Here is a 21,485-nt window from a genome sequence, read left to right as displayed (position 1 = left end):
GCTACTCGCGGGTGACCGTGCCGTGGACTACGGAACCAGTGCGAAACCGGAGTTGAACCCGCCCGCCACCGCGGTGACGCCCGTCGGTGCGGCCAACCGCACCGGAACGGTCGAGTACTCACCGGGCTGCGTGCCGCCGGTCTGGCCGAGGGCGTGCTTCTCGTTGTTGCCCCAGGCCCAGACCTGGCCGTCCGCGTCCACTGCGTAGCCACCGTCCTGGAAGCCGGTGATCGTCCGCGCGTTCGTCAGCGCGACCGGCATCGGGGTACCGGAGGCACAGGCGTTGCAGTCGAGTCCTCTGCCGAGGCCGCCGCGGTAGTTGCTGCCCCATGCCCACGCCCTGCCGTCGGCCGTCACGGCGAACCCGTGGCCGGAGTCGGCGCCGATCGACGTGACGTCGCTCAGGCCGGTCACCGGCGCCGGTTCGTCGAACCAGCAGTTCTCGGCGTCCGGGAGGTCGATGCAGTCCACACCGCCGACCGTGCCGTTGCCCGTCTGGCCCTGCCGGTTGTCGCCCCAGGCCCACATCGTGCCGTCGCCGGTGAGCGCGTAGACGTTGTAGAGGCCGACCTCGACCTGCCGGACGTCGGTCAGCCCCGGCACCTGGGCCGGCTCGGTGCCGACCGTCCACAGGGTGCCGTCGCCCTTCAGCGCGTACCCGGAGCCCGGCGCACTCGCGACCGCCGTGACCCCGGTCAGTCCCGGCACCTGGGCGGGCACGTCGTACCCGCCGCCGGGCGTGTCACCCCACGCCCACACCGTGCCGTCGCTCTTCAGCGCCAGGGTGCCGTCGATCGCGACCACGTCGGCCAGCCCGAGCACGGGCACCGGGAACACGGACTTGGCGCCGTACCCGGACCAGCCGTTGCCGAGCTGGCCGGCGTAGTTGTGGCCCCACGCCCACACGGTGCCGTCCGCCTTCAGCGCGGTCCCGTCCGACACGGCGACCACGTCGGAGAGCCCGTACACCAGGGCGGGCACGGCGGCGGTCGCGTTGGGGGAGCCGGTGCCGAGCACGCCCCACCCGTTGTCGCCCCACGCGTACACGCAGCCGTCGGTGCAGGAGAACGGCGGCAGGGAGAAGTAGCCCGCCATGTCGGCGATCAGGTGGACGGTGCCCGCGTTGTTGAACAGCCGCACCGACTTGTCGCCCATGCCCACCGTGACCAGGCTCGCGGCCGTCTGCCCACGGGTCAGGTTCAGGTTGGACGCGGTCGGTCGCGGCTCCGGCGGCGGCCACGCCGTGAGGTACGTGCCCGCGGTGGGCTGGGTGCCGGTCAGGTTCAGCACCACACCGGTGGTGAGCGCGGGCAGCGGCCCGATACCGACGTCCAGCGAACCCCCCGCGCCGACCGGCCCGCTGCGGCGGGTGTCGAGCACGCGCTTGGGCGGCACCGGCGTGAACAGCGCGCCGTAGTCCGGCGTGTAGAACCCGGCGAGGTCGATGATCAGGTGCGTGTCGCCGTTCTTGTTGTACAGGTCGACCTTCCGGTCCGCGCCGAGCGCGACCACGACCTGGTTCGGCGTGGTGGCCCCGGCCGCCAGGTTGAGGTTCGACGCCGTGGGCCGCGGGGTGCCAGAAGGCCAGGCCGTGACGAACGTGCTCGTCGTGGCCGCGGTCCCGGTGAGCGTGAACGTCACGGCGGTCGCCGACGCCGGCACCTTGCCCGACAGGTCGAGCGTCTCCACCGTGTCCGGCCCGAACGGCCCCGGCGGCCGGAACTCGACCTGGGTCCTGGTGTCCATCACCCGGTTCGGGCTCGCCGCCGAGAACCGGCCCGGTGCGTCGGCGGCGTAGTACCCGGTGAGGTCGGCGAGCAGGTGGACCGAGCCGGTGTTGTTGTACAGCACCACTTTCCGGTCCGCGCCGACCGCGACCGTCGCCAGGTTGGCCCGGGTCTCCCCGGTCACCAGGTTGAGGTTCGACGCGGTGGGCCGTGCGGTCCCGGCCGGGTAGGCGGTGACGAACGTGGCGGTCGTCGGCCCGGTGCCGGTGACGTTCAGGGCCACCGCGGTGACCGACGCGGGCACGGCCGCCGACAGGTCGATGGTGACGGTGCCCGCCGGACCGACCGGCCCACCCCCGATCCGCGTGTCGAGCACCCGCTTCGGCGACACGGGGGTGAACCCGCTCGCCGCGGCGGCTGCCTGTCTCTCCGCCGGTCTCGGCGCCGCTGCCGCGGGCGCGACCGTGAGCACGGACAACGCCAGCCCGAAGGCCAGCGCGGAACTTCCGATGCGTCGCATCGTGGGAGCCCCCCAGGAATTATCGTGACGTGACACCACAATCCTCACCCACGGATGGCCACAGTGGACCGGCAACTTCCCCGCAGCTTCGCTATCGGGCACCCGGCCGCTGCCGTACGTACGCGATCGGGGTGACGCCCTTCCAGCGCTTGAACGCGTGGATGAAGCTCGACGCCTCCGCGTAGCCGAGGCGGACCGCCACGTCCTCGACCGGAACCGCGCCCTTCGTGAGGAGTTCCTCCGCGAGTGCCTCCCGCACCTCGTCGAGCAGGGCCCGGAAGCTGGTGCCCTCCTCCTCCAGGCGGCGCCGGAGCGTGCGGGTGCTCAGGTTCAGCTCCCGCGCGACCTCGGGCATCGGCGAACCGAGGGCGCCCAGCCTGGTCAGCAGCTCACGGACCTCGTGCGCCGTCCCGGAGCGGGCCCTGCGGCGGGCCACGATGTCCCGGCACTGCGCCTCGCACATCGCCACCGTGTGGGCGTTCGCCAGTGGCAGTGGCTCGGTGAGGTACGACGCGTCGAAGGTCGCCACGTTCGCCGGGCAGCCGAACCGCGGCCGGAGGCCGAAGGTGGCCTCGTACTGGTCGGACACCTCGGGCTCGGCGAAGCGGAACTCGAGGCCGGTCAGCGGGACCCCGGCCGGCAGCAGTTCGTCGATCACCGTGTGGATCGCGGCCAGGTCGCGTTCGACGAGGAAGCGGGCCACGTCGGCCGGGAGGAGCCGGTCGTCGAGCACCAGGCGCACCTGCCCGTCGGCCACGGTCACGTCCGGGATGCTGAACGCGAAGCTGAGGTCGTAGTAGCGCAGGGCGACCGCGACCGCGGCCCCCATGGTCGGGCTGGACAGGAACGCGAAGCCCAGGATCCCGAACGTCGTCGCGTGGTACTCGCGGCCCGCCGCCACCCCCGCGTCCGGGAGCGCGGCCGCCAGGTTGCGGACCACCCGCAGCTCCTGCCGCGCCTCGACCTCCAGCGACGGGTCCGCCAGCTGGGCCGCGGTGAGCCCGGACCCGGCCAGCAGGGTCCGGCGCGGGACGCCGTGGTCGGTGCCGAACCGCACCAGCACGCTGGTGCCCTCGACCCCGCGACGGAAGTCCCAGTGCCGGACCGCGGACTCGGCCAAACGCGTCATGGCCGAAATTATGGATCGCCTGGCCGCTGTTGTCTGGCCGGGCCCCCAACCGATCCCTACTTTCATGGAGGTGAGCAGCACAACGACACCGTCCGTCGTCGTCATCGGTGCCGGGTTCGGCGGCATCGGTGTCGCGTGCGTGCTGCGGCGGGCCGGCTTCACCGACATCACGATCCTCGAGAAGGCCGACGGGATCGGCGGCGTGTGGCGGGACAACACCTACCCCGGTGCGGCCTGCGACGTCCCGTCCTCGCTCTACTCGTACTCCTTCGCACCCAACCGGACCTGGCCGCGCCGCTACTCCGAGCAGCCCGACATCCTCGCCTACCTGCGCCGGACCGCCGAGGCGGAAGGAGTCCTGCACCAGGTGCGGTTCGGCACCGAGGTCACCGGCGCGTGGTTCGACGAAGGCGACGGCGTCTGGCACGTCGACCTCGCGGGCGGCGAGACCGTCACCGCCGACGTGCTGATCCCGGCGGTCGGTCAGCTGTCGCGCCCGATCGTGCCCGACCTGCCGGGCGCGGCGACGTTCGCGGGGCCCGCGTTCCACTCGGCGCGGTGGGACCACGACGTCGACCTCACCGGCAAGCGGATCGCGGTGGTCGGCACCGGTGCGAGCGCGATCCAGTTCGTGCCCCGCATCCAGCCATCGGCGGCACAGGTCACCGTGTTCCAGCGGTCCGCGCCGTACGTGATCCCCAAGCCCGACCGCGCGTATCGGCCGTGGCACCACCGGATGTTCACCGCGGTCCCCGCGAGCCAGCAACTGGGCCGGGGCGCCACCTTCGGCATCGGCGAGCTGCTGACCACCGCGCTCACCGCGTGGCTGCCGCTCGGCAGGCTGGCCGACCTGATCTTCCGCTTGCACCTGCGCGTCCAGGTCCCCGACGCGGAGCTGCGCGCCCGGCTCATGCCCGGCTACCGCATCGGGTGCAAGCGGCTCCTCTTCTCCAACGACTGGTACCCGGCGCTGACACAGCCGAACGTCGACGTCGTCACCGGCCGGATCACCGAGATCACCCCGGCCGGGGTGCGCACCGAGGACGGCCGCGTGCACGAGGCCGACGTGCTCGTCTACGGCACCGGCTTCACCGCCACCGACTTCCTCGCCCCCATGGCGATCCGCGGGCTCGGCGGCCGCGACCTGAACGACGAGTGGGCCGACGGCGCCCGCGCCCACCTCGGGATCGCCGTGCCCGGCTTCCCGAACATGTTCCTGGTCTACGGCCCCAACACCAACCTCGGCGGCAACTCGATCATCGCGATGATGGAGGGCCAGTTCGGCTACATCCGCGACCTCGTCCGGCTGGTCGCCGCCCGGCCGCGGTCCTATGTGGACGTCAAGCGCACGGCGGCCGACCGGTTCGACACCGAGATGCGCGATCGCCTTGGCCGCAGCGTGTGGGTCGGCTGCGAGAGCTGGTACCGCGAGGAGAACGGCCGCGTCACCACCAACTGGCCGGGCCTGGTCCGCGAGTACCGCAGGCGCACGGCTCGGGTGGACGCGGCCGAGTACGCGGTGGTCGGCCCTCGGCTGCGGCAGGGAGCCTGAGATGCACTACGACGTGCTGGTGATCGGGTCCGGGTTCGGCGGCAGCGTCACCGCGCTGCGGCTGACCGAGAAGGGCTACCGCGTCGGGGTGCTGGAGGCCGGCAGGCGCTTCGCCGACGAGGAGTTCGCGAAGACCAGCTGGCGGGTGCGCGACTACCTGTGGGCACCCGCGGCCGGGTGCTACGGCATCCAGCGGATCACGCTCCTCAAGGACGTCCTCGTGCTGTCCGGCGCGGGTGTCGGCGGCGGGTCGCTCGTGTACGCGAACACGCTGTACGAGCCGCCGGAGCCGTTCTACCGCGACCCGCAGTGGGCGGATATCACCGACTGGCGTGCCGAGCTGGCCCCGTTCTACGACCAGGCGAAGCGGATGCTGGGCGTGACCAGCTACCCCACGACCACCCCGGCGGACCGGGTGCTCGGCGCGGTCGCCGGTGACCTCGGCGTCGGCGGCACGTTCCACCCCACGGACGTCGGCGTGTACTTCGGCACGGGGCCGGGCAAGCGGGTGGCCGACCCGTTCTTCGGCGGTGCGGGCCCCGAGCGGACCGGGTGCACGCACTGCGGCTCGTGCATGACGGGCTGCCGCCAGGGCGCGAAGAACACGCTCGTCAAGAACTACCTCTACCTGGCAGAACAGGCCGGTGCGGAGGTGCACGCGCTGACCACCGCCACCGACGTGCGGCCGCGGCCCGGCGGTGGCTACACCGTCCACACGCGACGGACCGGCGCCAAGGTCCGCGGACGTGCGCGGACGTTCACCGCCGACCAGGTCGTGTTCGCGGCCGCGTCCCTCGGCACCCAGCGACTCCTGCACCGGCTGCGGGACCGCGGCAGCCTGCCCGGCATCTCCGACCGGCTCGGCACGCTCGCGCGGACCAACTCCGAGGCGGTGCTCGGCGTCAAGACCCGCACCGACGACGTCGACCACTCCGCCGGCATCGCCATCACCTCGTCGATGCACCCGGACCCGAACACCCACGTCGAGACCGTGCGCTACGGGCGGGGCAGCAACCTCATGGGCATGCTCATGACCGTCCTGGCCGACCCGAAGGCAGGCCGCCGCCGGTGGGCGCTCGGCCTGCGTGAGATGGTGCGCCGCCGCCGCGACCTGCCCAGGCTGCTCCTGCCTCGGCGCTGGTCGGAACGCTCGATCGGGTTGCTGATCATGCAGAACCTCGACAACTCGCTCACCACCTACACGAAGCGTGGCCTGTTCGGGCGCCGGACGATGACGACCAGGCAGGGGATCGGCGAGCCGAACCCGGTGTGGATCCCCGCCGGGCACGACGTGGCCCGCCGGATGGCGGACAAGATCGGCGGCATCCCCGGCGGCGCGTGGACCGACCTCGCGAACATCCCGCTCACCGGGCACTTCATCGGTGGCTGCCCCATCGGCGCGACGCAGGAGACCGGGGTCGTCGACCCCTACCACCGGCTGTTCGGGCACGAGGGCCTGCACGTCGTGGACGGTTCGACGATCTCGGCGAACCTTGGCGTCAACCCGGCGCTGACCATCACCGCGCAGGCAGAACGCGCGATGTCGTTGTGGCCCAACAAAGGCGAGGCCGACGGCCGGCCACCGCTCGGCGCGGCCTACGAACGGTTGCCGCCGGTGCGACCGGGGAACCCGGTGGTACCCGAGTCGGCGCCCGCCGCGCTGCGGCTGCCGATCATCCCCAGGGAAGGTGCCCGATGAACGCCCCTCGTCGCCAGGAGACCTCCTACCCGCCGGAGCCGTGGGACCTGAAGGGACTCGGGTACGTCTCGCTGTGGCTGGTGCCGACGCGGGTACTCCCGACCCTGCCGCCCGGGGTGCGGCCGGTCTCCGTGCTCGGCAAGTCGCTCGTCGCCACCGGATTCGTGGACTACCAGCCGGGCGGGTTGCTGCCCTACCACGAGTTCCTGGCGGCACCGCTGGTCCGCCACGGCGCGATCCCCGGACTGTCCATCACGGACATCTGGGTGGACAGCGCCGCGTCCAAGGCGGGTGGCCGGGAACTGTGGGGCATCCCGAAGGAGCTGGCCCGCTTCGAGATGACCCACGAACCGGCGTTCCACGGCGTCGCCAGGGTGGACGGCGAGGTGGTGGCCGAGGCACGGGTGGCGCGCCGCCGGGCCGGGCTGCGACTGCCGTTCCCGTTGCCGGGCACCATCTGGCAGGCACTGGACGCCGCGCTCGCCAGGACACCGTTGCGTGCCGCCGGAAAGGTCCACCTCGCGCGGGGCAACTGGCGGGTCGGCGGGCCGCTGGCCTGGTTGCGCCCGTACCGCCCCTTCGTCACGATCGCGGCGGTGGACTTCGGACTGCGTTTCGGTCCCCGCCGCCGATGACCGCGCCGATGGCAGTGGTCGCCGCACGGGCGAACGCGACCGCCACGTGGTCGTGCCCGTGCGGCGCCACCACCTGCACCCCCACCGGTAACCCGTCTGCGGTCAGGCCGGCGGGCAGCACCATCGACGGCAGGCCCAGCACGCTGAACAGCCCGCACCAGCCGATCGTCGTCATGTGCAGCGCCCACAGCTCGTCGAACGTGGTGGGCGGGGGCGGCGCCGACACCCGCATGCCAGAGGACGCGAGCGCGTCCACCGCCCGCGCCAGCACCCCGGCGACCGCGCCGCCCACCAGGCATGACGGGTCGTCGAGCCAGGTGGCGACGTGGAAGGTCCTCGGCACCGGGCCGTCCGGCACGACCCCCGACCGACGGCTTCAGCCCGTACACCCCGCAGAAGTGCGCCGGGATGCGGATCGAGCCCGCGATGTCGGACGCGAGGTCGAACGCGGCCAACCCGTCGGCGACCGCGGCCGCGCTGCCACCGGACGACCCACCGGGTGTGCGGGTGACGTCCCACGGGTTGCGGGTGGTGCCGAACACCTCGTTGTAGGTCTGGATGTCGCCGCACCAGGTCGGCACGTCGTCTTCCCTAGCACGATCGCGCCCGCCGCCCGCAACCGCGCCACCGCGGGAGCGTCCCGCGACGGCACGTGGTCCGCCAGCTCCGGTGACCCGCCGGTGGTGCGCAGCCCGGCCGTCGCGATCGCGTCCTTCACCGTGACCGGCACCCCGTGCAGCGGCCCCCGCGAGGCACCCCGTGCGGTCTCCGCGTCCACGGCCGCCGCCTCGGCCAGCGCCCGGTCCGCGTCGAGCGTGACCACCGCGTTGAGGTCCGAGTCGGCGATGCGGTCGAGGTGTGCGGAGACCAGCTCGCGGCTGGACACGGACCGTGCGGTGACCGCCCGTGCCAGCTCGCGAGCCTCGGCGTGCCTCACTTGCCTGCCTTGGCCTTCTCCCAGTTGCCGAGCTTGCCGCCGTTGTCGATCAACGGGCCCGCCGGTTCGAAGTGCCCGGTCGTGCTCGGCGTCGCGCCGGTGTAGGTGTACATGCCGCCGGCCTCGAACGGGTAGGCGTCCTGGGTGCCGCTGACCGAACCCTCGACACCCTCGATCATCAGCGGGTACGTCGACGTGTACGAGTGCGCCGCGATGTTGATCGAGGCGCGGGTCAGCCCGCCCTTCATCACCGACGCGTCCTGCAGCGCCTGCACGACGTACCACGCCCAGAACCAGCCGTTCGCGATCTGCGCGTTCTTCGCGTCCAGCCCGGCCGCCGTCACCGTGTCGGTGTACAGCTGCGCGAACTCCTTGTTGGCGTTGTCCGGGTCGGTCGGCGCGTAGTAGTAGCGGACGACGTTGGTGCCGTTGCCGGTGAGCCCCTGCTTGCCGAGCGGTGCGTAGGTGGTCTGGATCTGCGCGCACGGCTGCGCCGCCACCACGACCGGGTCCCAGGAGGACTTCTCGATGGCGCCGATCGCCTGCGTGCAGAACGTGCCCGCCTCCGCGACGACCACCACGTCCGCCTTCGACGCGGCCGCGCTCGTCACCTCGTTGTCCACGTTCGGCGCGGTCACGTCGTTGGTCTGCTCGTCGATGATCTCGATGCCGTCGGTCTGTGCCACGGCCCGCTTGAACCCGTTGATGTAGGCCTGCCCGAGCGCGTTGCCGATCGAGATCGTCGCGACCTTCGCGCCCTGCGGGAACTTCTCCTTGATCCAGGATGCCCAGATGCCGCTCTCGTTGTAGTAGTCGAGACCGAACCCGGTGGTCCACGGGTGGTTTGTCGGGTCGCCGAACTCGTTGTCCGACGCGGCGACCATGAAGTGGCCGACGCAGTTCTTGTCGGTGTAGTCCATCAGGTTGAGGTTGTTCGGCGAACCCAGCACCGCGAAGCTCGCCGCGTAGTCCCCGGACTGGACGGCCTCCTCGACGTTCTTGCGCGTCTGGTCCGGCTGGTACTGGTCGTCCTTGACGTCGATCGTGACCTTCCTGCCCTGCACGCCGCCGTTGCGGTTCACGTAGTCGAGGTAGGTCTTGATGCCCTCGCTGATCGCGCCGTACGCGGCGAGCGCACCGGAGTGCGGCATGCTGGTGAACAGCCGGATCTCGTCGTCGGTGATGCCCGCGTTGTTGTCCCAGCTCGACGGGCAGTCGCTCAGGTCGAGCGTGAAGTCACCGGGTCCGGTGTAGACACAGCCCTCCGACTGGCCCCAGTTCTTCGCGTCGGGGTTCGGGGCCGGGACGGTGCCGTCGTCCGGTGTCGTGGTGTCGGCGGGCTTCGAGGTCGACGGGCCGCACTTCTGCGCCTCGGCGGCCTGCTTGGCCTCCTCGTGCGAGCACGCCACCAGCGAGGTCGTGGCGGCGGCGACCACCAGGATCGCCAGGCGCCGTTGCCAGGTGGATCGGATCATGGTTCAGCTCTCTCTCACAGCCGGTTGTGCGGTCCGGGACGGCGTGGCGTTGCGGTACCGCTCCCAGTCGCGTGGGGGCCGGGGGACGATCTCGACGACCCGGCGGCGCAGCCGCGCGAGTCCGTCGATCACCCCGCCCGGCAACAGGAACACGAAGGCGATGAGCAGGGCGCCGGACATGATGCCGACGATCTGACCGCCGTCGGGTCGGCCGCTGAGCAGGTCGAGCGACTCGGCCCAGTCGGCGATGTAGGTGCGCAGGACCACGAACACGATGGCGCCCGGGATCGCACCCCAGATCGACGCGCTGCCCCCGGCGATCAGCGCGACGAGCAGGAAGATGGACAGGTACAGGTCGAACCGCGCGTCCGAGACGGCCGGGACCTGGATCACGAGCAGGGAACCAGCGACACCCGCGAACGCGGCGCTGACGGCGAAGGCGAAGATCTTCACCGGCGCGACCCGGACGCCCGCTGCGGCGGCCGACAGCGGTGCGTCGCGCACGGCGTGCATCGCCCGGCCCACCCTGCTGCGCACGATGTTGCCCGCGATCAGGAACATCAGCGCCGCCACCACGAGGATGGCGTAGTAGTGGTCGGTCGGCGGACCGGTCGGGGTGTAGGGGTTGACGAAGAACCAGTCCGGCGCCGTCATCTCCTCGGCGGCGAACTTGCCGTTGGGACCTCCCGTGAAGCTCGGGAACTGGTTGATGAGCACGGGGAACAGCGCCGCGACGGCGAGGGTGACCGTCGCGAGGTAGAGCCCGCGGATGCGCAGCGCCGGGATGCCGACGAGCGCACCGGCCACGAGGCACAGCACGATGCTGACGGGAATCGTGGCGAGGTAGGGCCAGCCGTGGTCGGCGACCAGGATGATCGTGGTGTAGGCACCGACGCCGACGAAGGCGCTGTGCCCGAGCGAGATCTGTCCACAATGGCCCGTGAGCAGCCCGAGACCGAGGATCGCGACGCTGTAGCAGACGATCTGCGTGATCGTCTCGATCTGCGCCACGGACGGGATCATGAGCGGCAGCACCACGAGGAACGCGGCGGCGAGCGACCCGAGGCCCCACCTGAGCCTCCGGTGGGTGGTGCTGCCCTCGTCGATCGTGTACCTGGCCATCACACACGGTCCTGGGTGCGGCGGCCGAGCAGGCCGGAGGGTTTGAACTGCAGCACGGCGATGATCACGAAGAACGCGCAGCCGAGCGCGAACTGCCCGCCCAGCACGGGGATGTAGCCGGTCAGCAACGCGATCGACAGACCGACGACGACCCCGCCGACGAGCGCACCGGCGATGCTGTCGAGCCCACCGAGGGTGGCCGCCGCGAAGGCGTAGACGAGGATCTTGTCCATGAACGTCGGGTCCAGGTAGGTGGTCGGTGCCGCGAGGCACCCCGCGAGCGTGCCGACCGCGGCCGCGATCGCCCAGCTGCCCTGCACGGTCCGTCCGATGTGGATGCCGAGCAGCCGCGAGGACTCCACGTTCGTGGCCACGCAGCGGAACGCGAGACCGAGCCGGGCGCGGGACAGCACCAGGTGCAGGACCAGCACGACGAGCCCGACGAACAGTGCGGTGCCGAGGTTCGTGTAGTACAGCCGGGCGCCCGCGATGGACAGGTAGTCGCCGGAGCCGGTGGGGAACAGGGACGGGAACCCGCGTGGGTCGAAGCCCCAGAGCAGCGCGGCCAGTGCGTTGAACGCCAGGTACAGCGCGAGCGTCACGATCGTGATGGCCAGGTGGTTGCTCGGGTCGAACGGCCGGATCAGCGTGCGTTCGATGCCCGCGGCCGCGACCGCGGAGATCGCCATGCCGACGATGATCGCGACGATGAGCGGCAGCCCCCACTTGTCGAAGGCGGTGAACGCGAGGAACGTGCCGACCATCGCCATGGCGCCCTGCGCGAAGTTGATGACGCCGGTCGCCTTGAACACCAGTACCAGCGCCAGCGCGACCATGCCGTACAGCACCCCGTTGGTCGCGCCGTCGATGACGCGCTGGAGGTACAGGGTGAGGCCGCCGTCGATGACCGCGTACACGGAGAACGCCGCGAGGAGCGCGCCGACCACGCCGAGGCTCCTCGCGGCGGAACGTCGGCGACGGGCCGCGAGCAGGTCACCGCCTCGAGGTGTGCGGCCGGTCGGAGTCTCCGGCCTGCCGGTGGTGGTGATCGCCACTTGGCACCCTCCTTCGGGTGTGGTGGGGGTCCTGGTGTCAGTAACCGAGGTAGGCGCGGCGGACGGACTCGTCGTTCCGCAGCCGGTCGGCGGCGCCGGTGACCGCGACCGTGCCCGCCTCGAGGACGTAGCCGCGCTGGGCCATGTCGAGCGCCAGCGCCGCGTTCTGCTCCACGACGACCATGGCGACCGAGCGTTCCGCGCACACGCGGGCCAGCACGTCGAACAGCTGCCGCACGACGATCGGCGCGAGCCCGAGTGACGGCTCGTCGAGCAGCAGGAGCGTGGGCCTGCTCATCAGCGCCCGTGCGATCGCGAGCATCTGCTGCTCACCGCCGGACAGGCTGCCCCCCGACGTCGACTTGCGCTCCGCCAGCCGGGGGAAGACGTCGTACCAGTAGCGGACGTCCGCCTCGACCTCCTTGTCGCGGCGGATGTAGCCGCCCGCGCGGATGTTGTCGTCGACGGACAGGTCGACGAGCGTGCCGCGGCCCTGGGGGACCATCGACACGCCCCGGCGGACGACGTCGTAGGTGGACTTCCCGCCGATCTGCTTGCCACCGAAGGTGATGTCGCCCTTCGTGCGCACCAGCCGGCAGATCGACCGCAGCAGTGTGGTCTTGCCCGCGCCGTTCGCGCCCAGCACCACGACCACCTCACCCTGGTCGACGGTGAGGTCGATCCCGTGCAGGCACTCGACGTCGCCGTAGTAGGCGTGGACGTCGCGGAGTTCGAGAAGCGCGCCATGTGTCCTTGATCCGCCCGGAAGCTCGCGCTGTGTTACTGATTCGCCCGGAAGTTCGCCCTGTCTCATTGATTCGCTCGCAAGCTCGCCCTGACTCATTGATTCGCTCGCAAGCTCGCCCTGACTCATTGATTCGCTCGCAAGCTCGCCCTGTCTCATTGATTCGCTCGCAAGCTCGCCCTGTCTCATTGATTCGCTCGCAAGCTCGCTCATGCCGGTGTCCCGAGGTAGGCCTCGACCAGCTCGGGGGAGTCCCGCAGCTCGGCGGGGGTGCCCGCGACGAGGTTGCGGCCGAAGTCGAGCGCGACCACGTAGTCGGAGATGCCCATGACGAACTGCATGTGGTGCTCCACGAGCAGCAGCGTCATGTCGCGTTCGTCGCGCAGCCGCAGCAGCAGCTCACCCAGCTCGCGCACGTCGCCGTGCGCGAGACCGCCCGCTGGTTCGTCGAGGAGCAGGAGCGTGGGGTCACTGATGAGGGCGCGGGCCAGCTCGACACGTTTGAGCGTGCCGAACGGGAGGCCCTTGCACTCGCGGTGGGCCACGTCGCTGACGCCGAACCAGTCGAGCATCGCGTACGCGCGGGCCCGCAGCTCGCCGTCCTCGCGGCGGGCGGGCCTGCCGAGCAGCGAGGTCACGAAGCCGACCCGGCCGCGGGCGTGCCCGCCGACCATCACGTTCTCCAGCACCGTCATCCCCGGCCAGAGCGCGAGGTTCTGGAACGTGCGAGCGATGCCGAGCCCGCTCAGCGCGGCGGCGTCGAGCCGGAGCAGGTCCTTGCCGTCGAAGTGGATGCGCCCTTCCGCGGGCCGCACGAGACGGCTGATCGCGTTGAACGCGGTGGTCTTGCCCGCACCGTTGGGGCCGATGAGTGCGGCGACCTGTCCTCCGCGGACGGTGAAGGAGACCTTGTCGAGTGCGGCCACCCCACCGAAGCGGACGGTGACGTTGTCCAGTGACAGGAGGTCGTTCGTCATGCCGCCTCCTCACAGGCGCCGAGGCGCCACGGCGTTCGATGATTGGCTCCGCTCATACGACACCGTCCGCGCGCAGGGTGGCGAATTCCGTGCCGTCGACGTTCGCGAGCCTGGTGAGCACGTCCTCGGTGTCGGCACCGAGTGCCGGGCCGGTGCGCTCGATCTCGCCCGGGGTGCGGGAGAACTTGGGGACCACGCCGTTCATCGGCAGCTCCGTGCCGGTCATGGCCTGCCGCCACAGGATCATGTCGCGGGCGGCGAAGTGCGCGTCGGTGAGGATCGTCGCGGCCGTGTTGATCATGCCGACCGGGACGCCGTGCTGCTGGAGCAGCTCGACCAGCTCACCGCTGTCGTAGGACTTCGTCCACGCCCCGACGAGCGTGTCCAGCTCCACCATCGCCGCACCGCGGGCCTGGTGGGTCGCGTAGCGCGGGTCGGTCGCCAGCTCCGGTGTGCCCATCGCCTCGGTGAGCCTGCCGAACACCGAGTCCGCGTTGGCGGCGATGACGACCTCCGCGCCGTCCGCCGTCGGGTACACATTGGACGGTGCGACACCGGGCAGGACGCTGCCGCTGCGGGTCCGGATGACGCCGCCGACGTGGTAGTCGGCGAGCATCGACTCCATGAGCGCGAACACCGCCTCGTAGATGGCGACGTCGACCTCCTGGCCCGCGCCGCTGGTGTCGCGCTCCCGCAGCGCGGAAAGGGTGCCGATGACGGCGAACAACGCGGCGAGCGAGTCGCCGAGGCTGATGCCCGCGCGCGCCGGCGTGTCGTCCGGCGACCCGGTCGTGTACCGGATGCCGCCGACCGCCTCCGCGACGCTGCCGAAGCCGGCATGTCCCGCATTCGGCCCGGTCTGGCCGAATCCGGAGACGTGCACGACCACGACGCCCGGGTTGACCGCGCGCAGGCTCTCGTAGTCGAGACCCCACCGCGCCATCGTGCCCGGCCGGAAGTTCTCCAGCACCACGTCGCAGCTCGCGACGAGATCACGCACCAGCCGCTGCCCCCGGTCGCCCCGCAGGTCGACGGTCACCGACTTCTTGTTCCGCGCGATCGCGGGCCACCACAGGGACTCTCCGTCCTTCGTGATTCCCCAGTGCCGCATGGGATCGCCGGTACGGGGCGGTTCGATCTTGATGACCTCCGCGCCGTAGTCGGCGAGCAACTGGCCTGCGAACGGGCCCGCGATGAAGCTGCCCAGTTCGAGAACTCTGACTCCACTAAGGGGACCCAACGCCGCGCCACCCTCCTGATTCGACAGTGGACACATATTGCACACAATCCGGAGATCGAGACAAGGGTTTGTCAGCACTCTTGTTGACGCGAGGTCCGGATTGTATGCTGACCGGCACCGGCGATGGCGCGCGTCCACGTCCGGGCACACCGTGTCACCGGGCGCGTACCCTCCACGTCCGAGCAGGGCGGAAAGGGGTTCGGGTGAACGAGAACGGCGTCGCGGCGGCGTACGGCGGCGGGCCCCTGCCGGACGCGGGCATGGCAGGCCCGGTCCTCGCCTACAGCTCCATCCGCGCCTGGATCGTGGAAGGCAGGCTGCGCCCGGGGGAGCGGCTGATCGAGGCGCGGATCGCCGCCGAACTGAAACTGTCCCGCACGCCGGTGCGCGAGGCGGTGCGGATGCTCGCCGCGGACGGACTCGTGGTCACCGAACGGAACCGCGGCGCGGTGGTGCGGTCACTGGGCCGCCAGGACGTGCTCGACCTGTACGAACTGCGCGCCCGGCTGGAGTCCTACGCCGCCGAGCTGGCCGCCTCCCGCGCCGCCGCCGGGGACATCGCCGCCATCGACGACGGCATCCGGGACTTCGGCAGGGCGATCCGGCGGCGCGACCTCGACCACCTCGAGCGCACCCGGCTGATCGGGGAGGCCAACCGCCGCGTCCACGCCGCGATCATCGCCGCGAGCGGGCACGCCCGGCTCGCGCACCTGCTCAGCAGCGCGGTGGACGCGCCGCTCGTCTTCGAGGCCCTGCACGAGTTCACGAACAATGAGCTGGCACGGTCGAACCTCTTCCACCAGCTCATCCGCGACACGATCGCGAAGGGTGAACCGGTGCGCGCCGCGCAGCTGATGCACGAGCACATCATGCAGGGCCGCGACCGGATCCTGCGCAGCCTGGACGCGTAGTTCTCGATTGCATACAATTTGCGATCATGGTCGACTACACCAGGATCCGGACCGAAGTGGACGGTGGCGTCGCCACCCTGACTCTGGACCGCCCGGCCCACGGCAACGCCGTCGACGACGCGATGCACTCCGAACTGACCACGATCTTCCCGGACCTGCAACGGGATTCGCGGGTCGATGTCGTCGTGCTGACCGGCGCGGGTGACACCTTCTGCCGGGGTGGGGACAGCAGCCCGGCCCGGACCTTCACGACGCTCACCGGCCTGACGCCGATCCAGGAGGCGGCGCTGATCGTCGAGACGCTGCTGGACCTCGACAAGCCCGTGATCGCGGCGGTGAACGGTGACGCGCTGGGCCTCGGCGCGATCCTGGCGACGCTCGCGGACGTGGCGTTCGTGGCGCCGTCGGCCCAGCTCGGGGACCGCCACGTCCTCGGTGGCGTCACGGCCGGCAACGGCAGCGCGGCGCTGTGGCCGGTGCTGGTCGGGCTCAACCGGGCGAAGTACCTCGTGCTGAACGGGTCGGTGCTGACAGCGGAGGAGGCGTTCTCCGTGGGGTTGGTGCACGAGGTGGTGGACGACCCGCTGTCGGCGGCCCGCGCGCTGGCCGCGCGGTGGGCGGGGTTGCCGCCGTTCGCCCTGCGGAGCACGAAGTCCGTGCTGAACCGGCACCTGAAGGCGGCCGCGAGCAACGCACTGGGGTACGGGCTGGTGTTGGAGGAGCAGGCGCTGGCGGGCCCCGAGTTCGCGAGGAGGTAGTCGTGCTGGACTTCAGTGGGCAGGTCGTGATCGTGACCGGCGCGGGCAACGGCCTCGGCAGGCGGTACGCACTCGACTTCGCGCGGCGGGTGCCCGGGTGGTGGTGAACGACATCGGTGTCGGCGTGGACGGCGCCGCCAACGGCGACAGCCCGGCGGAGCGGGTGGTGTCCGAGGTCCGCGCGGCAGGGGGAGAAGCGGTGGCGGCGGAGGTGAGTCCGTTGTGGATGGCGGTGTCGGCATATGGCCGGGTGGACGTCCTGGTCAACAACGCGCGGGCATCGCGCGGACGAACCACTTCACCGACGTACGGGTGACGCGATCGCGCCGGTCGCCCAGTCCCGCATGGCGGCGGATGTCTACGGCAGGCTGAACGACAAGCTCGACCCGGCCTTCGTGTCGGCGGCGGTGCTGGCGCTGGCCCACCCGTCGTCGACGGTCACGGGCGAGGTGATCTCGGCGGGCGGCGGCCGGATCTCACGATTGCTACTGGCAGCGACGGAAGGCCACTTCGACCCGGCCCTGGACGACGAGCAAGCCGCCACGGTCCTGCCCGGCGTGGCGGCCGACGAACGCGTCGCCGCGGTCCCGGGCTGCGCGATGGACGAGATCGACCTGATCCGGGCGAGCTACCCGGACCTGGCCGACTTCCGCATGGCTCCTCGTTGGGTCACGTGGCCGGGCCGGCCCGCAAGGCGCGAAAGGCACGCGCGTGGGGAGAGCAGTCCTCGTCGGGTGAGCGCCGTCGGCGGCCGCGGCGGCGCTCACCCGGTCTCGATGACGCACAGGAGGTCGCGGACCTCCAGTACGTCACCGCTGTCTCCCTGTAGCTCGCGGACCACGCCGGTCTGTGGGGCGGTGATCACCTGCCGGGCCTTCTCGGCCTCGATCTCGACCAGGTCCGCGCCTTCGGTGACCTCCTCGCCGTCCTCGACGTACCAGTCGACGATTTCGGCGTCGCTCATGCCCATCGACAGCTGGGGGAGTCTGACCTCGTGCCGTGCCAACGTGTTCTCCTTCAGACGAATGTGCGGCGCACGGCCGCGACGACCTTGTCCTTGCTCGGGTAGATCTGCTTCTCCAGCGCCGGGCTGAACGGCACGTGCGTGTCGTCCGTCGTCACGCGGACCAGGGGGCCGCGCAGCGCGTCGAAGCAGTCCTCCGCCACGCGGGCGGCGATCTCGCTCGCGGCGCTGCACGTGCGGTTCGCCGGGTCCACCACCACCAGCCTGCCGGTGCGGGTCACCGACTCGAAGATCGTCGGCCAGTCCATCGGCACGAGGGTGCGTGGGTCGATGACCTCCGCGCTGATGCCGTCCGCCGCCAGTTCCGCCGCGGCCTGTTCGGCCAGGAACGCACCCAGTCCGATGCCGACGATCGTCACGTCCGTGCCCGTCCGGCGCACCGCCGCCTGTCCCAGCGGCACGATGTGGTCCGCGTCCGGGATCGGGCCGCGACCCTTGCGGCCCCACAGGTTCGCGTCCTCGAAGCACAGCACCGGGTTGTCGTCGCGGATCGCGGACTTCAGCAGGCCGAGCAGGTCCGGGGCGGTCGACGGCAGGATGATCTTCAGGCCGGGGACGTTCATGAACATCGGGTAGGGCCGGTCGGCGTGGTGGCCCGCGGTGCCGCCGTGGTAGTACAGCGCCGCGCGCACCACCACTGGTAGTGTCGCCTGCCCGCCGAACATGTAGCGCGCCTTCGCCAGCTGTGACACGAACTGGTCCATGGCACCGAACACGAAGCTCGCCACCGTCAGGTCGATGATCGGGCGCAGGCCCGCCATCGCGGCACCCGCCGCGACGCCGATCGACCCGGCCTCGGCCAGCGGGAGGTCGCGGATGCGCGACGGGCCGAACTTCTCCAGCGCGCCCGCCGCGGCGCCGAACACGTTGGCGCGCAGGTCCTGACCCATCAGGATCACCCGCTCGTCCCGGGTCATCTCCTCGGTCTGCGCGCGGTTGATGGCCTGCAGGAAACCCAGCTGCTTGGCGCGGGTAGCCGTGGTCACGCGGTCACCTCCTTGTACACGTCGGTGTAAGCCGCCTCGGGCGGTGGGAACGGGGACACCCGTGCGAACTCGACCGCCGCGTCCACTTCGGACCGCACCTCGGCACGCAGTGCGTCCAGTTCCTGGGACGTGGCCACGTCCCACGCGACCAGCCGGTCGTGGAAGAGCGTCAGCGGGTCCACCGTCGCGAACCAGCTGTCCACAACGGACTGGTCGCGGTAGGGCGTCGGCACCTGGAGGCCGTAGGCGTGCTCGTGGAACCGGTACGTCTTCGCCTCCACCAGGCTCGGCCCCTCCCCGGCCCGTGCCCGGCGCACCGCCTCGGCCGTCGCGCGGTACACGGCCAGCACGTCCTGGCCGTCCACGGTGACCCCGGGCATCGAGTACCCGGCCGCCCGCATCGACACGTCCGGCACGGACAGCGACTCCTCGGCCGTCACGCTCACCGCGTAGCCGTTGTTCTCGCAGAAGTAGACGACCGGCAGCTTCCAGATGCTCGCCATGTTCATCGACTCGTGCAGCACGCCCTCGCTGGCCGCGCCGTCGCCGAAGAAGCACAGCGCCACCTGCCCGGACCCGCGCACCTGCGCGGCGAGGGCGGCGCCCGTCGCCACCGGGATGGCCGAGCCGACGATGCCGGACTCGCCGAGGCTGCCGACCGAGAAGTCGGCCAGGTGCATGCTGCCGCCCTTGCCGCCGCACACCCCGGTCGCCTTGCCCAGCAGTTCTGCCATGAGGGCGTCCAGCCGGGCGCCCTTCGCGATCGGGTGCCCGTGCGAGCGGTGGTTGCCGGTCATGTAGTCCGACGTCCCGGTCGCGAGGCACGCGCCGACGACGGCCGCCTCCTGCCCGATCGACAGGTGGACCATGGCGGGCAGTTCGCCCGCGTGGAACAGGACCTTGGTGGCTTCCTCGAACAGGCGCACGCGCTGCATCCTGCGCATCATCTCCATGGCCAACTCGCGCCCCCCGGCGCAGGCGAACTCGGCCGGGAGAGCGGTGGGCTCCGTGCTGACGGTCATGTGCGTAGACCCCTGTCGTCATCGACGGAAACGGGCACGGGTGCGGTCTCAAAGCACTGCCGCGCCGTCAATGTAGGTTCCGACCTGCACCTTTGGCAATAGTCAACGTAAACGTTGACGTAGGAATCGCACCGGGTTACCGTCATCGTCAACACGAGTGATGACGGAGGAGCCGCGCGATGGTTGGCAAGTTGCACGATGCACTCGACGCCGTGGCCCACGGGGAGTTCGTGGTCGTGGTGGACGCGGCGGACCGCGAGAACGAGGCGGACCTCGTCCTCGCCGCCGCGCACATGACGCCGGAGAAGATGGCGTTCCTCCTGCGGCACAGTTCCGGGATCGTCTGCGTGCCGATGCCTGCCGAGCGCGCCGACGCGCTGGACCTGCCGCTGATGGTCACCGACAACACCGAGCGGCACAGCACGGCGTTCACGGTCACCGTGGACGCGCTGATGCGGACCACGACGGGCGTGTGCGCGAGTGACCGCGCGGTGACGGCCCGCAAGCTGGCCGACCCGAACGCCGGCCCGGCGGACTTCTCCCGCCCCGGCCACATGTTCCCGCTCCGCGCCCACCCGGACGGCGTCCTCGGGCGCACCGGGCACACGGAGGCGGCGGTCGACCTCGGTGCCATGGCGGGGATCGACCCGGTGATGGTGATCTGCGAACTGACCCGGCCGGACGGCGGCATGGTCCGCGGCGAGGACGTGGCCGCGTTCGCGAGCCGCTACGACCTGCCGGTCGTCGAGATCGGGGAGATCGTCGCCGCCCGCAGGCACGAGCGCGAGGTGCCGACCATCCCGTTGCCCACCGCGTACGGCGAGTTCACCGCGAACCTCACCACCGAGCCCGACGGCACCGAGCACCTCGTGCTCTCGATGGGCGACCTGTCCGGCACGGACCCGGTGCTCGTGCGGGTGCACTCCGAGTGCGCGACCGGTGACCTGTTCGGCTCGCTGCGCTGCGACTGCGGCGAACAGCTCCGCACCGGGCTGGCCGCGATCGCCGAGGCGGGCCGGGGCGTGCTGGTCTACGAACGCGGCCACGAAGGCCGGGGGATCGGCCTCGCCGACAAGTTCCGCGCCTACGCGCTGCAGGACCGCGGCGCGGACACCGTGGACGCGAACCTGCGCCTCGGCCACCCGGCCGACGCCCGCGACTTCGCGCCCGCCGCCGAGCTGCTCACCCGGCTCGGGCTCACCGACGTGGTGCTGCTGACCAACAACCCCGACAAGGTCCGCGCGCTGCGCGCGGCCGGGCTGCGGGTCACCGGTCGTCCACTGCGGACGGTCCCCGCGCCGCAGAACGTGCACTACCTCCACACCAAGCAGGTCCGGCTGGGCCACGACCTCGGGCTGGCCTCGACCGGGACCACCGACGGACGGGAGCCGTGGTGACCACCATGCGGGAGGACATCACCCCTGACCGGTTCCGGTCGGTCATGCGGCACGTGCCGACGGGTGTGGTCGTGGTCGCGGCCACGACCCCGGACGGCGCGCCGGTCGGGCTCGCCGTCGGCTCGTTCGTGTCGGTGTCGCTGGCCCCGCCGCTCGTCGGCTTCTTCGTCGCCCACGACTCGACCACGTGGCCGCGGATCGAGCCGCTCGGCCGGTTCACGGTCAACGTGCTCGCCGACGACGACGAGGCGACCTGCCGGGCCTTCGCGATGCGCGGCGGGAACAAGTTCGCGGGCGTCGGCTGGCACCCCTCGCCGATGGGCTCGCCCGTGCTGGACACCGCGCTGGCCTGGTTCGACTGCACGGCCAACACGATCAGCGACGCGGGCGACCACCGGTTCGTCCTCGCCGACGTGCACGACCTGTCGGCGCGCCCCGCCGGGCGCCCGCTGGTCTTCTGCCACGGCACCTACCAGCGGCTGGGGGACGGGAGCTGAGGGCCGGAGCGGACGCCGTCTGGACTGAGGAGCGCGCGCAGGCGCGCCAGCGCCGAGCACGTGACGAGGGAAGACGG

At 71.3% G+C, this 21,485-nt stretch carries 20 protein-coding genes and 1 pseudogene; 8 read left to right on the top strand and 13 right to left on the bottom strand.

Translation table 11 applies throughout. The features are described from left to right. Positions 1 to 27: 27 nt before the first annotated feature. Together FHR82_RS35325 and FHR82_RS35320 are read right to left on the bottom strand one after the other, a co-directional pair. A complete protein-coding gene (locus tag FHR82_RS35325; protein WP_184814944.1) occupies positions 28 to 2,247 on the bottom strand; it encodes an RCC1 domain-containing protein in 2,220 nt (739 codons plus the stop codon). Between the two features lie 91 nt (positions 2,248 to 2,338). Next, positions 2,339 to 3,376: an AraC family transcriptional regulator gene (locus FHR82_RS35320; protein ID WP_184814943.1), complete on the bottom strand. Its 1,038-nt coding sequence runs from the start codon at positions 3,374 to 3,376 to the stop codon at positions 2,339 to 2,341. 64 nt (positions 3,377 to 3,440) lie between these two features. Between FHR82_RS35320 and FHR82_RS35315 the strand changes: the two genes are divergently transcribed. Genes FHR82_RS35315 through FHR82_RS35305 form a run of 3 tightly spaced genes read left to right on the top strand, consistent with a single transcriptional unit; the run spans position 3,441 to position 7,262 of the window. Further along, entirely contained in the window at positions 3,441 to 4,928 is a 1,488-nt protein-coding gene (locus tag FHR82_RS35315; protein WP_184814942.1) for a flavin-containing monooxygenase, read from the top strand. 1 nt (position 4,929) lies between these two features. Next, a complete protein-coding gene (locus tag FHR82_RS48105; RefSeq protein ID WP_184814941.1) occupies positions 4,930 to 6,627 on the top strand; it encodes a GMC oxidoreductase in 1,698 nt (565 codons plus the stop codon). Next, positions 6,624 to 7,262, top strand: coding sequence for an acetoacetate decarboxylase family protein (locus FHR82_RS35305; RefSeq protein ID WP_184814940.1), 639 nt, complete (start codon positions 6,624 to 6,626; stop codon positions 7,260 to 7,262). The genes FHR82_RS48105 and FHR82_RS35305 overlap by 4 nt, the downstream gene beginning before the upstream one ends. Here FHR82_RS35305 and FHR82_RS47730 read toward each other — a convergent pair. The 8 genes and pseudogenes from FHR82_RS47730 to FHR82_RS35265 form a co-directional block, all read right to left on the bottom strand. Next, the gene (locus FHR82_RS47730; RefSeq protein ID WP_311771423.1) at positions 7,210 to 7,620 is read right to left on the bottom strand and encodes an amidase family protein; all 411 of its coding nucleotides are present in this window, start codon (positions 7,618 to 7,620) and stop codon (positions 7,210 to 7,212) included. The two genes, FHR82_RS35305 and FHR82_RS47730, sit on opposite strands and share 53 nt — an antisense overlap. 64 nt (positions 7,621 to 7,684) lie before the next feature. Next, a pseudogene (locus tag FHR82_RS35295) lies at positions 7,685 to 8,085 on the bottom strand (amidase family protein); the annotation flags it as partial. 110 nt (positions 8,086 to 8,195) lie between these two features. Further along, entirely contained in the window at positions 8,196 to 9,674 is a 1,479-nt protein-coding gene (locus FHR82_RS35290) for an ABC transporter substrate-binding protein (protein ID WP_184814939.1), read from the bottom strand. A 3-nt stretch (positions 9,675 to 9,677) separates the two neighbouring features. Then, positions 9,678 to 10,796 carry a branched-chain amino acid ABC transporter permease gene (locus FHR82_RS35285; RefSeq protein ID WP_184814938.1) on the bottom strand — a complete coding sequence of 373 codons (1,119 nt, stop codon included), beginning with the start codon at positions 10,794 to 10,796 and terminating at the stop codon, positions 9,678 to 9,680. Beyond that, positions 10,796 to 11,851, bottom strand: coding sequence for a branched-chain amino acid ABC transporter permease (locus tag FHR82_RS35280; RefSeq protein WP_184814937.1), 1,056 nt, complete (start codon positions 11,849 to 11,851; stop codon positions 10,796 to 10,798). Before FHR82_RS35280 ends, FHR82_RS35285 begins: the two co-directional genes overlap by 1 nt. Positions 11,852 to 11,888: 37 nt before the next feature. After that, on the bottom strand, positions 11,889 to 12,665 hold the full coding sequence (locus FHR82_RS35275) for an ABC transporter ATP-binding protein (protein ID WP_184814936.1): 777 nt from the start codon (positions 12,663 to 12,665) through the stop codon (positions 11,889 to 11,891). Between the two features lie 140 nt (positions 12,666 to 12,805). Further along, entirely contained in the window at positions 12,806 to 13,573 is a 768-nt protein-coding gene (locus FHR82_RS35270) for an ABC transporter ATP-binding protein (protein WP_184814935.1), read from the bottom strand. A gap of 52 nt (positions 13,574 to 13,625) precedes the next feature. Further along, positions 13,626 to 14,813 (bottom strand): CaiB/BaiF CoA transferase family protein, encoded by a 1,188-nt coding sequence (locus FHR82_RS35265; protein ID WP_225943851.1) that lies wholly within the window; start codon positions 14,811 to 14,813, stop codon positions 13,626 to 13,628. 203 nt (positions 14,814 to 15,016) lie between these two features. Here FHR82_RS35265 and FHR82_RS35260 point away from each other — a divergent pair, with 203 nt between their 5' ends. From FHR82_RS35260 to FHR82_RS35250, 3 genes are all read left to right on the top strand, one after another. Further along, the gene (locus tag FHR82_RS35260) at positions 15,017 to 15,724 is read left to right on the top strand and encodes a GntR family transcriptional regulator (protein WP_184814933.1); all 708 of its coding nucleotides are present in this window, start codon (positions 15,017 to 15,019) and stop codon (positions 15,722 to 15,724) included. A 26-nt stretch (positions 15,725 to 15,750) separates the two neighbouring features. Then, positions 15,751 to 16,482, top strand: a complete 732-nt coding sequence (locus FHR82_RS35255) for an enoyl-CoA hydratase/isomerase family protein (RefSeq protein WP_184814932.1) — start codon at positions 15,751 to 15,753, stop codon at positions 16,480 to 16,482. A gap of 97 nt (positions 16,483 to 16,579) precedes the next feature. After that, positions 16,580 to 16,798, top strand: coding sequence for an SDR family oxidoreductase (locus tag FHR82_RS35250; protein ID WP_184814931.1), 219 nt, complete (start codon positions 16,580 to 16,582; stop codon positions 16,796 to 16,798). A 447-nt stretch (positions 16,799 to 17,245) separates the two neighbouring features. On the opposite strand, the gene FHR82_RS35245 is transcribed toward FHR82_RS35250, so the two are convergent. Genes FHR82_RS35245 through FHR82_RS35235 form a run of 3 tightly spaced genes read right to left on the bottom strand, consistent with a single transcriptional unit; the run spans position 17,246 to position 19,514 of the window. Then, positions 17,246 to 17,488 carry a biotin/lipoyl-containing protein gene (locus tag FHR82_RS35245; RefSeq protein WP_184814930.1) on the bottom strand — a complete coding sequence of 81 codons (243 nt, stop codon included), beginning with the start codon at positions 17,486 to 17,488 and terminating at the stop codon, positions 17,246 to 17,248. Between the two features lie 11 nt (positions 17,489 to 17,499). Continuing rightward, complete coding sequence (locus tag FHR82_RS35240) at positions 17,500 to 18,492, bottom strand: alpha-ketoacid dehydrogenase subunit beta (RefSeq protein ID WP_221464673.1); 993 nt, start codon at positions 18,490 to 18,492, stop codon at positions 17,500 to 17,502. Next, positions 18,489 to 19,514, bottom strand: a complete 1,026-nt coding sequence (locus FHR82_RS35235) for a thiamine pyrophosphate-dependent dehydrogenase E1 component subunit alpha (RefSeq protein WP_221464672.1) — start codon at positions 19,512 to 19,514, stop codon at positions 18,489 to 18,491. The genes FHR82_RS35240 and FHR82_RS35235 overlap by 4 nt, the downstream gene beginning before the upstream one ends. A 179-nt stretch (positions 19,515 to 19,693) precedes the next feature. On the opposite strand from FHR82_RS35235, the gene ribB reads away from it, so the two are divergent. Beyond that, a complete protein-coding gene (gene ribB, locus FHR82_RS35230) occupies positions 19,694 to 20,911 on the top strand; it encodes a 3,4-dihydroxy-2-butanone-4-phosphate synthase (protein WP_184814929.1) in 1,218 nt (405 codons plus the stop codon). Positions 20,912 to 20,916: 5 nt separating this feature from the next. Continuing rightward, positions 20,917 to 21,408: a flavin reductase family protein gene (locus FHR82_RS35225; RefSeq protein ID WP_184815094.1), complete on the top strand. Its 492-nt coding sequence runs from the start codon at positions 20,917 to 20,919 to the stop codon at positions 21,406 to 21,408. The last annotated feature ends 77 nt before the right edge of the window (positions 21,409 to 21,485 follow it).

Source organism: Actinophytocola algeriensis, from assembly GCF_014203735.1.
Classification (GTDB): domain Bacteria; phylum Actinomycetota; class Actinomycetes; order Mycobacteriales; family Pseudonocardiaceae; genus Actinophytocola; species Actinophytocola algeriensis.
The sequence above is the reverse complement of the archived record's forward strand: the minus strand, read 5'-3'. Positions and strand labels throughout refer to the sequence as shown.

Coding starts and splice junctions, on each gene's coding strand:
- ribB (WP_184814929.1), top strand. CDS start 19,694: ATGGTTGGCAAGTTGCACGATGCACTCGACGCCGTGGCCCACGGGGAG.
- FHR82_RS35305 (WP_184814940.1), top strand. CDS start 6,624: ATGAACGCCCCTCGTCGCCAGGAGACCTCCTACCCGCCGGAGCCGTGG.
- FHR82_RS35325 (WP_184814944.1), bottom strand. CDS start 2,247: ATGCGACGCATCGGAAGTTCCGCGCTGGCCTTCGGGCTGGCGTTGTCC.
- FHR82_RS35255 (WP_184814932.1), top strand. CDS start 15,751: ATGGTCGACTACACCAGGATCCGGACCGAAGTGGACGGTGGCGTCGCC.
- FHR82_RS35290 (WP_184814939.1), bottom strand. CDS start 9,674: ATGATCCGATCCACCTGGCAACGGCGCCTGGCGATCCTGGTGGTCGCC.
- FHR82_RS35235 (WP_221464672.1), bottom strand. CDS start 19,514: ATGACCGTCAGCACGGAGCCCACCGCTCTCCCGGCCGAGTTCGCCTGC.
- FHR82_RS35225 (WP_184815094.1), top strand. CDS start 20,917: ATGCGGGAGGACATCACCCCTGACCGGTTCCGGTCGGTCATGCGGCAC.
- FHR82_RS35320 (WP_184814943.1), bottom strand. CDS start 3,376: ATGACGCGTTTGGCCGAGTCCGCGGTCCGGCACTGGGACTTCCGTCGC.
- FHR82_RS35315 (WP_184814942.1), top strand. CDS start 3,441: ATGGAGGTGAGCAGCACAACGACACCGTCCGTCGTCGTCATCGGTGCC.
- FHR82_RS48105 (WP_184814941.1), top strand. CDS start 4,930: ATGCACTACGACGTGCTGGTGATCGGGTCCGGGTTCGGCGGCAGCGTC.
- FHR82_RS35270 (WP_184814935.1), bottom strand. CDS start 13,573: ATGACGAACGACCTCCTGTCACTGGACAACGTCACCGTCCGCTTCGGT.
- FHR82_RS35275 (WP_184814936.1), bottom strand. CDS start 12,665: ATGAGACAGGGCGAACTTCCGGGCGAATCAGTAACACAGCGCGAGCTT.
- FHR82_RS35285 (WP_184814938.1), bottom strand. CDS start 10,796: ATGGCCAGGTACACGATCGACGAGGGCAGCACCACCCACCGGAGGCTC.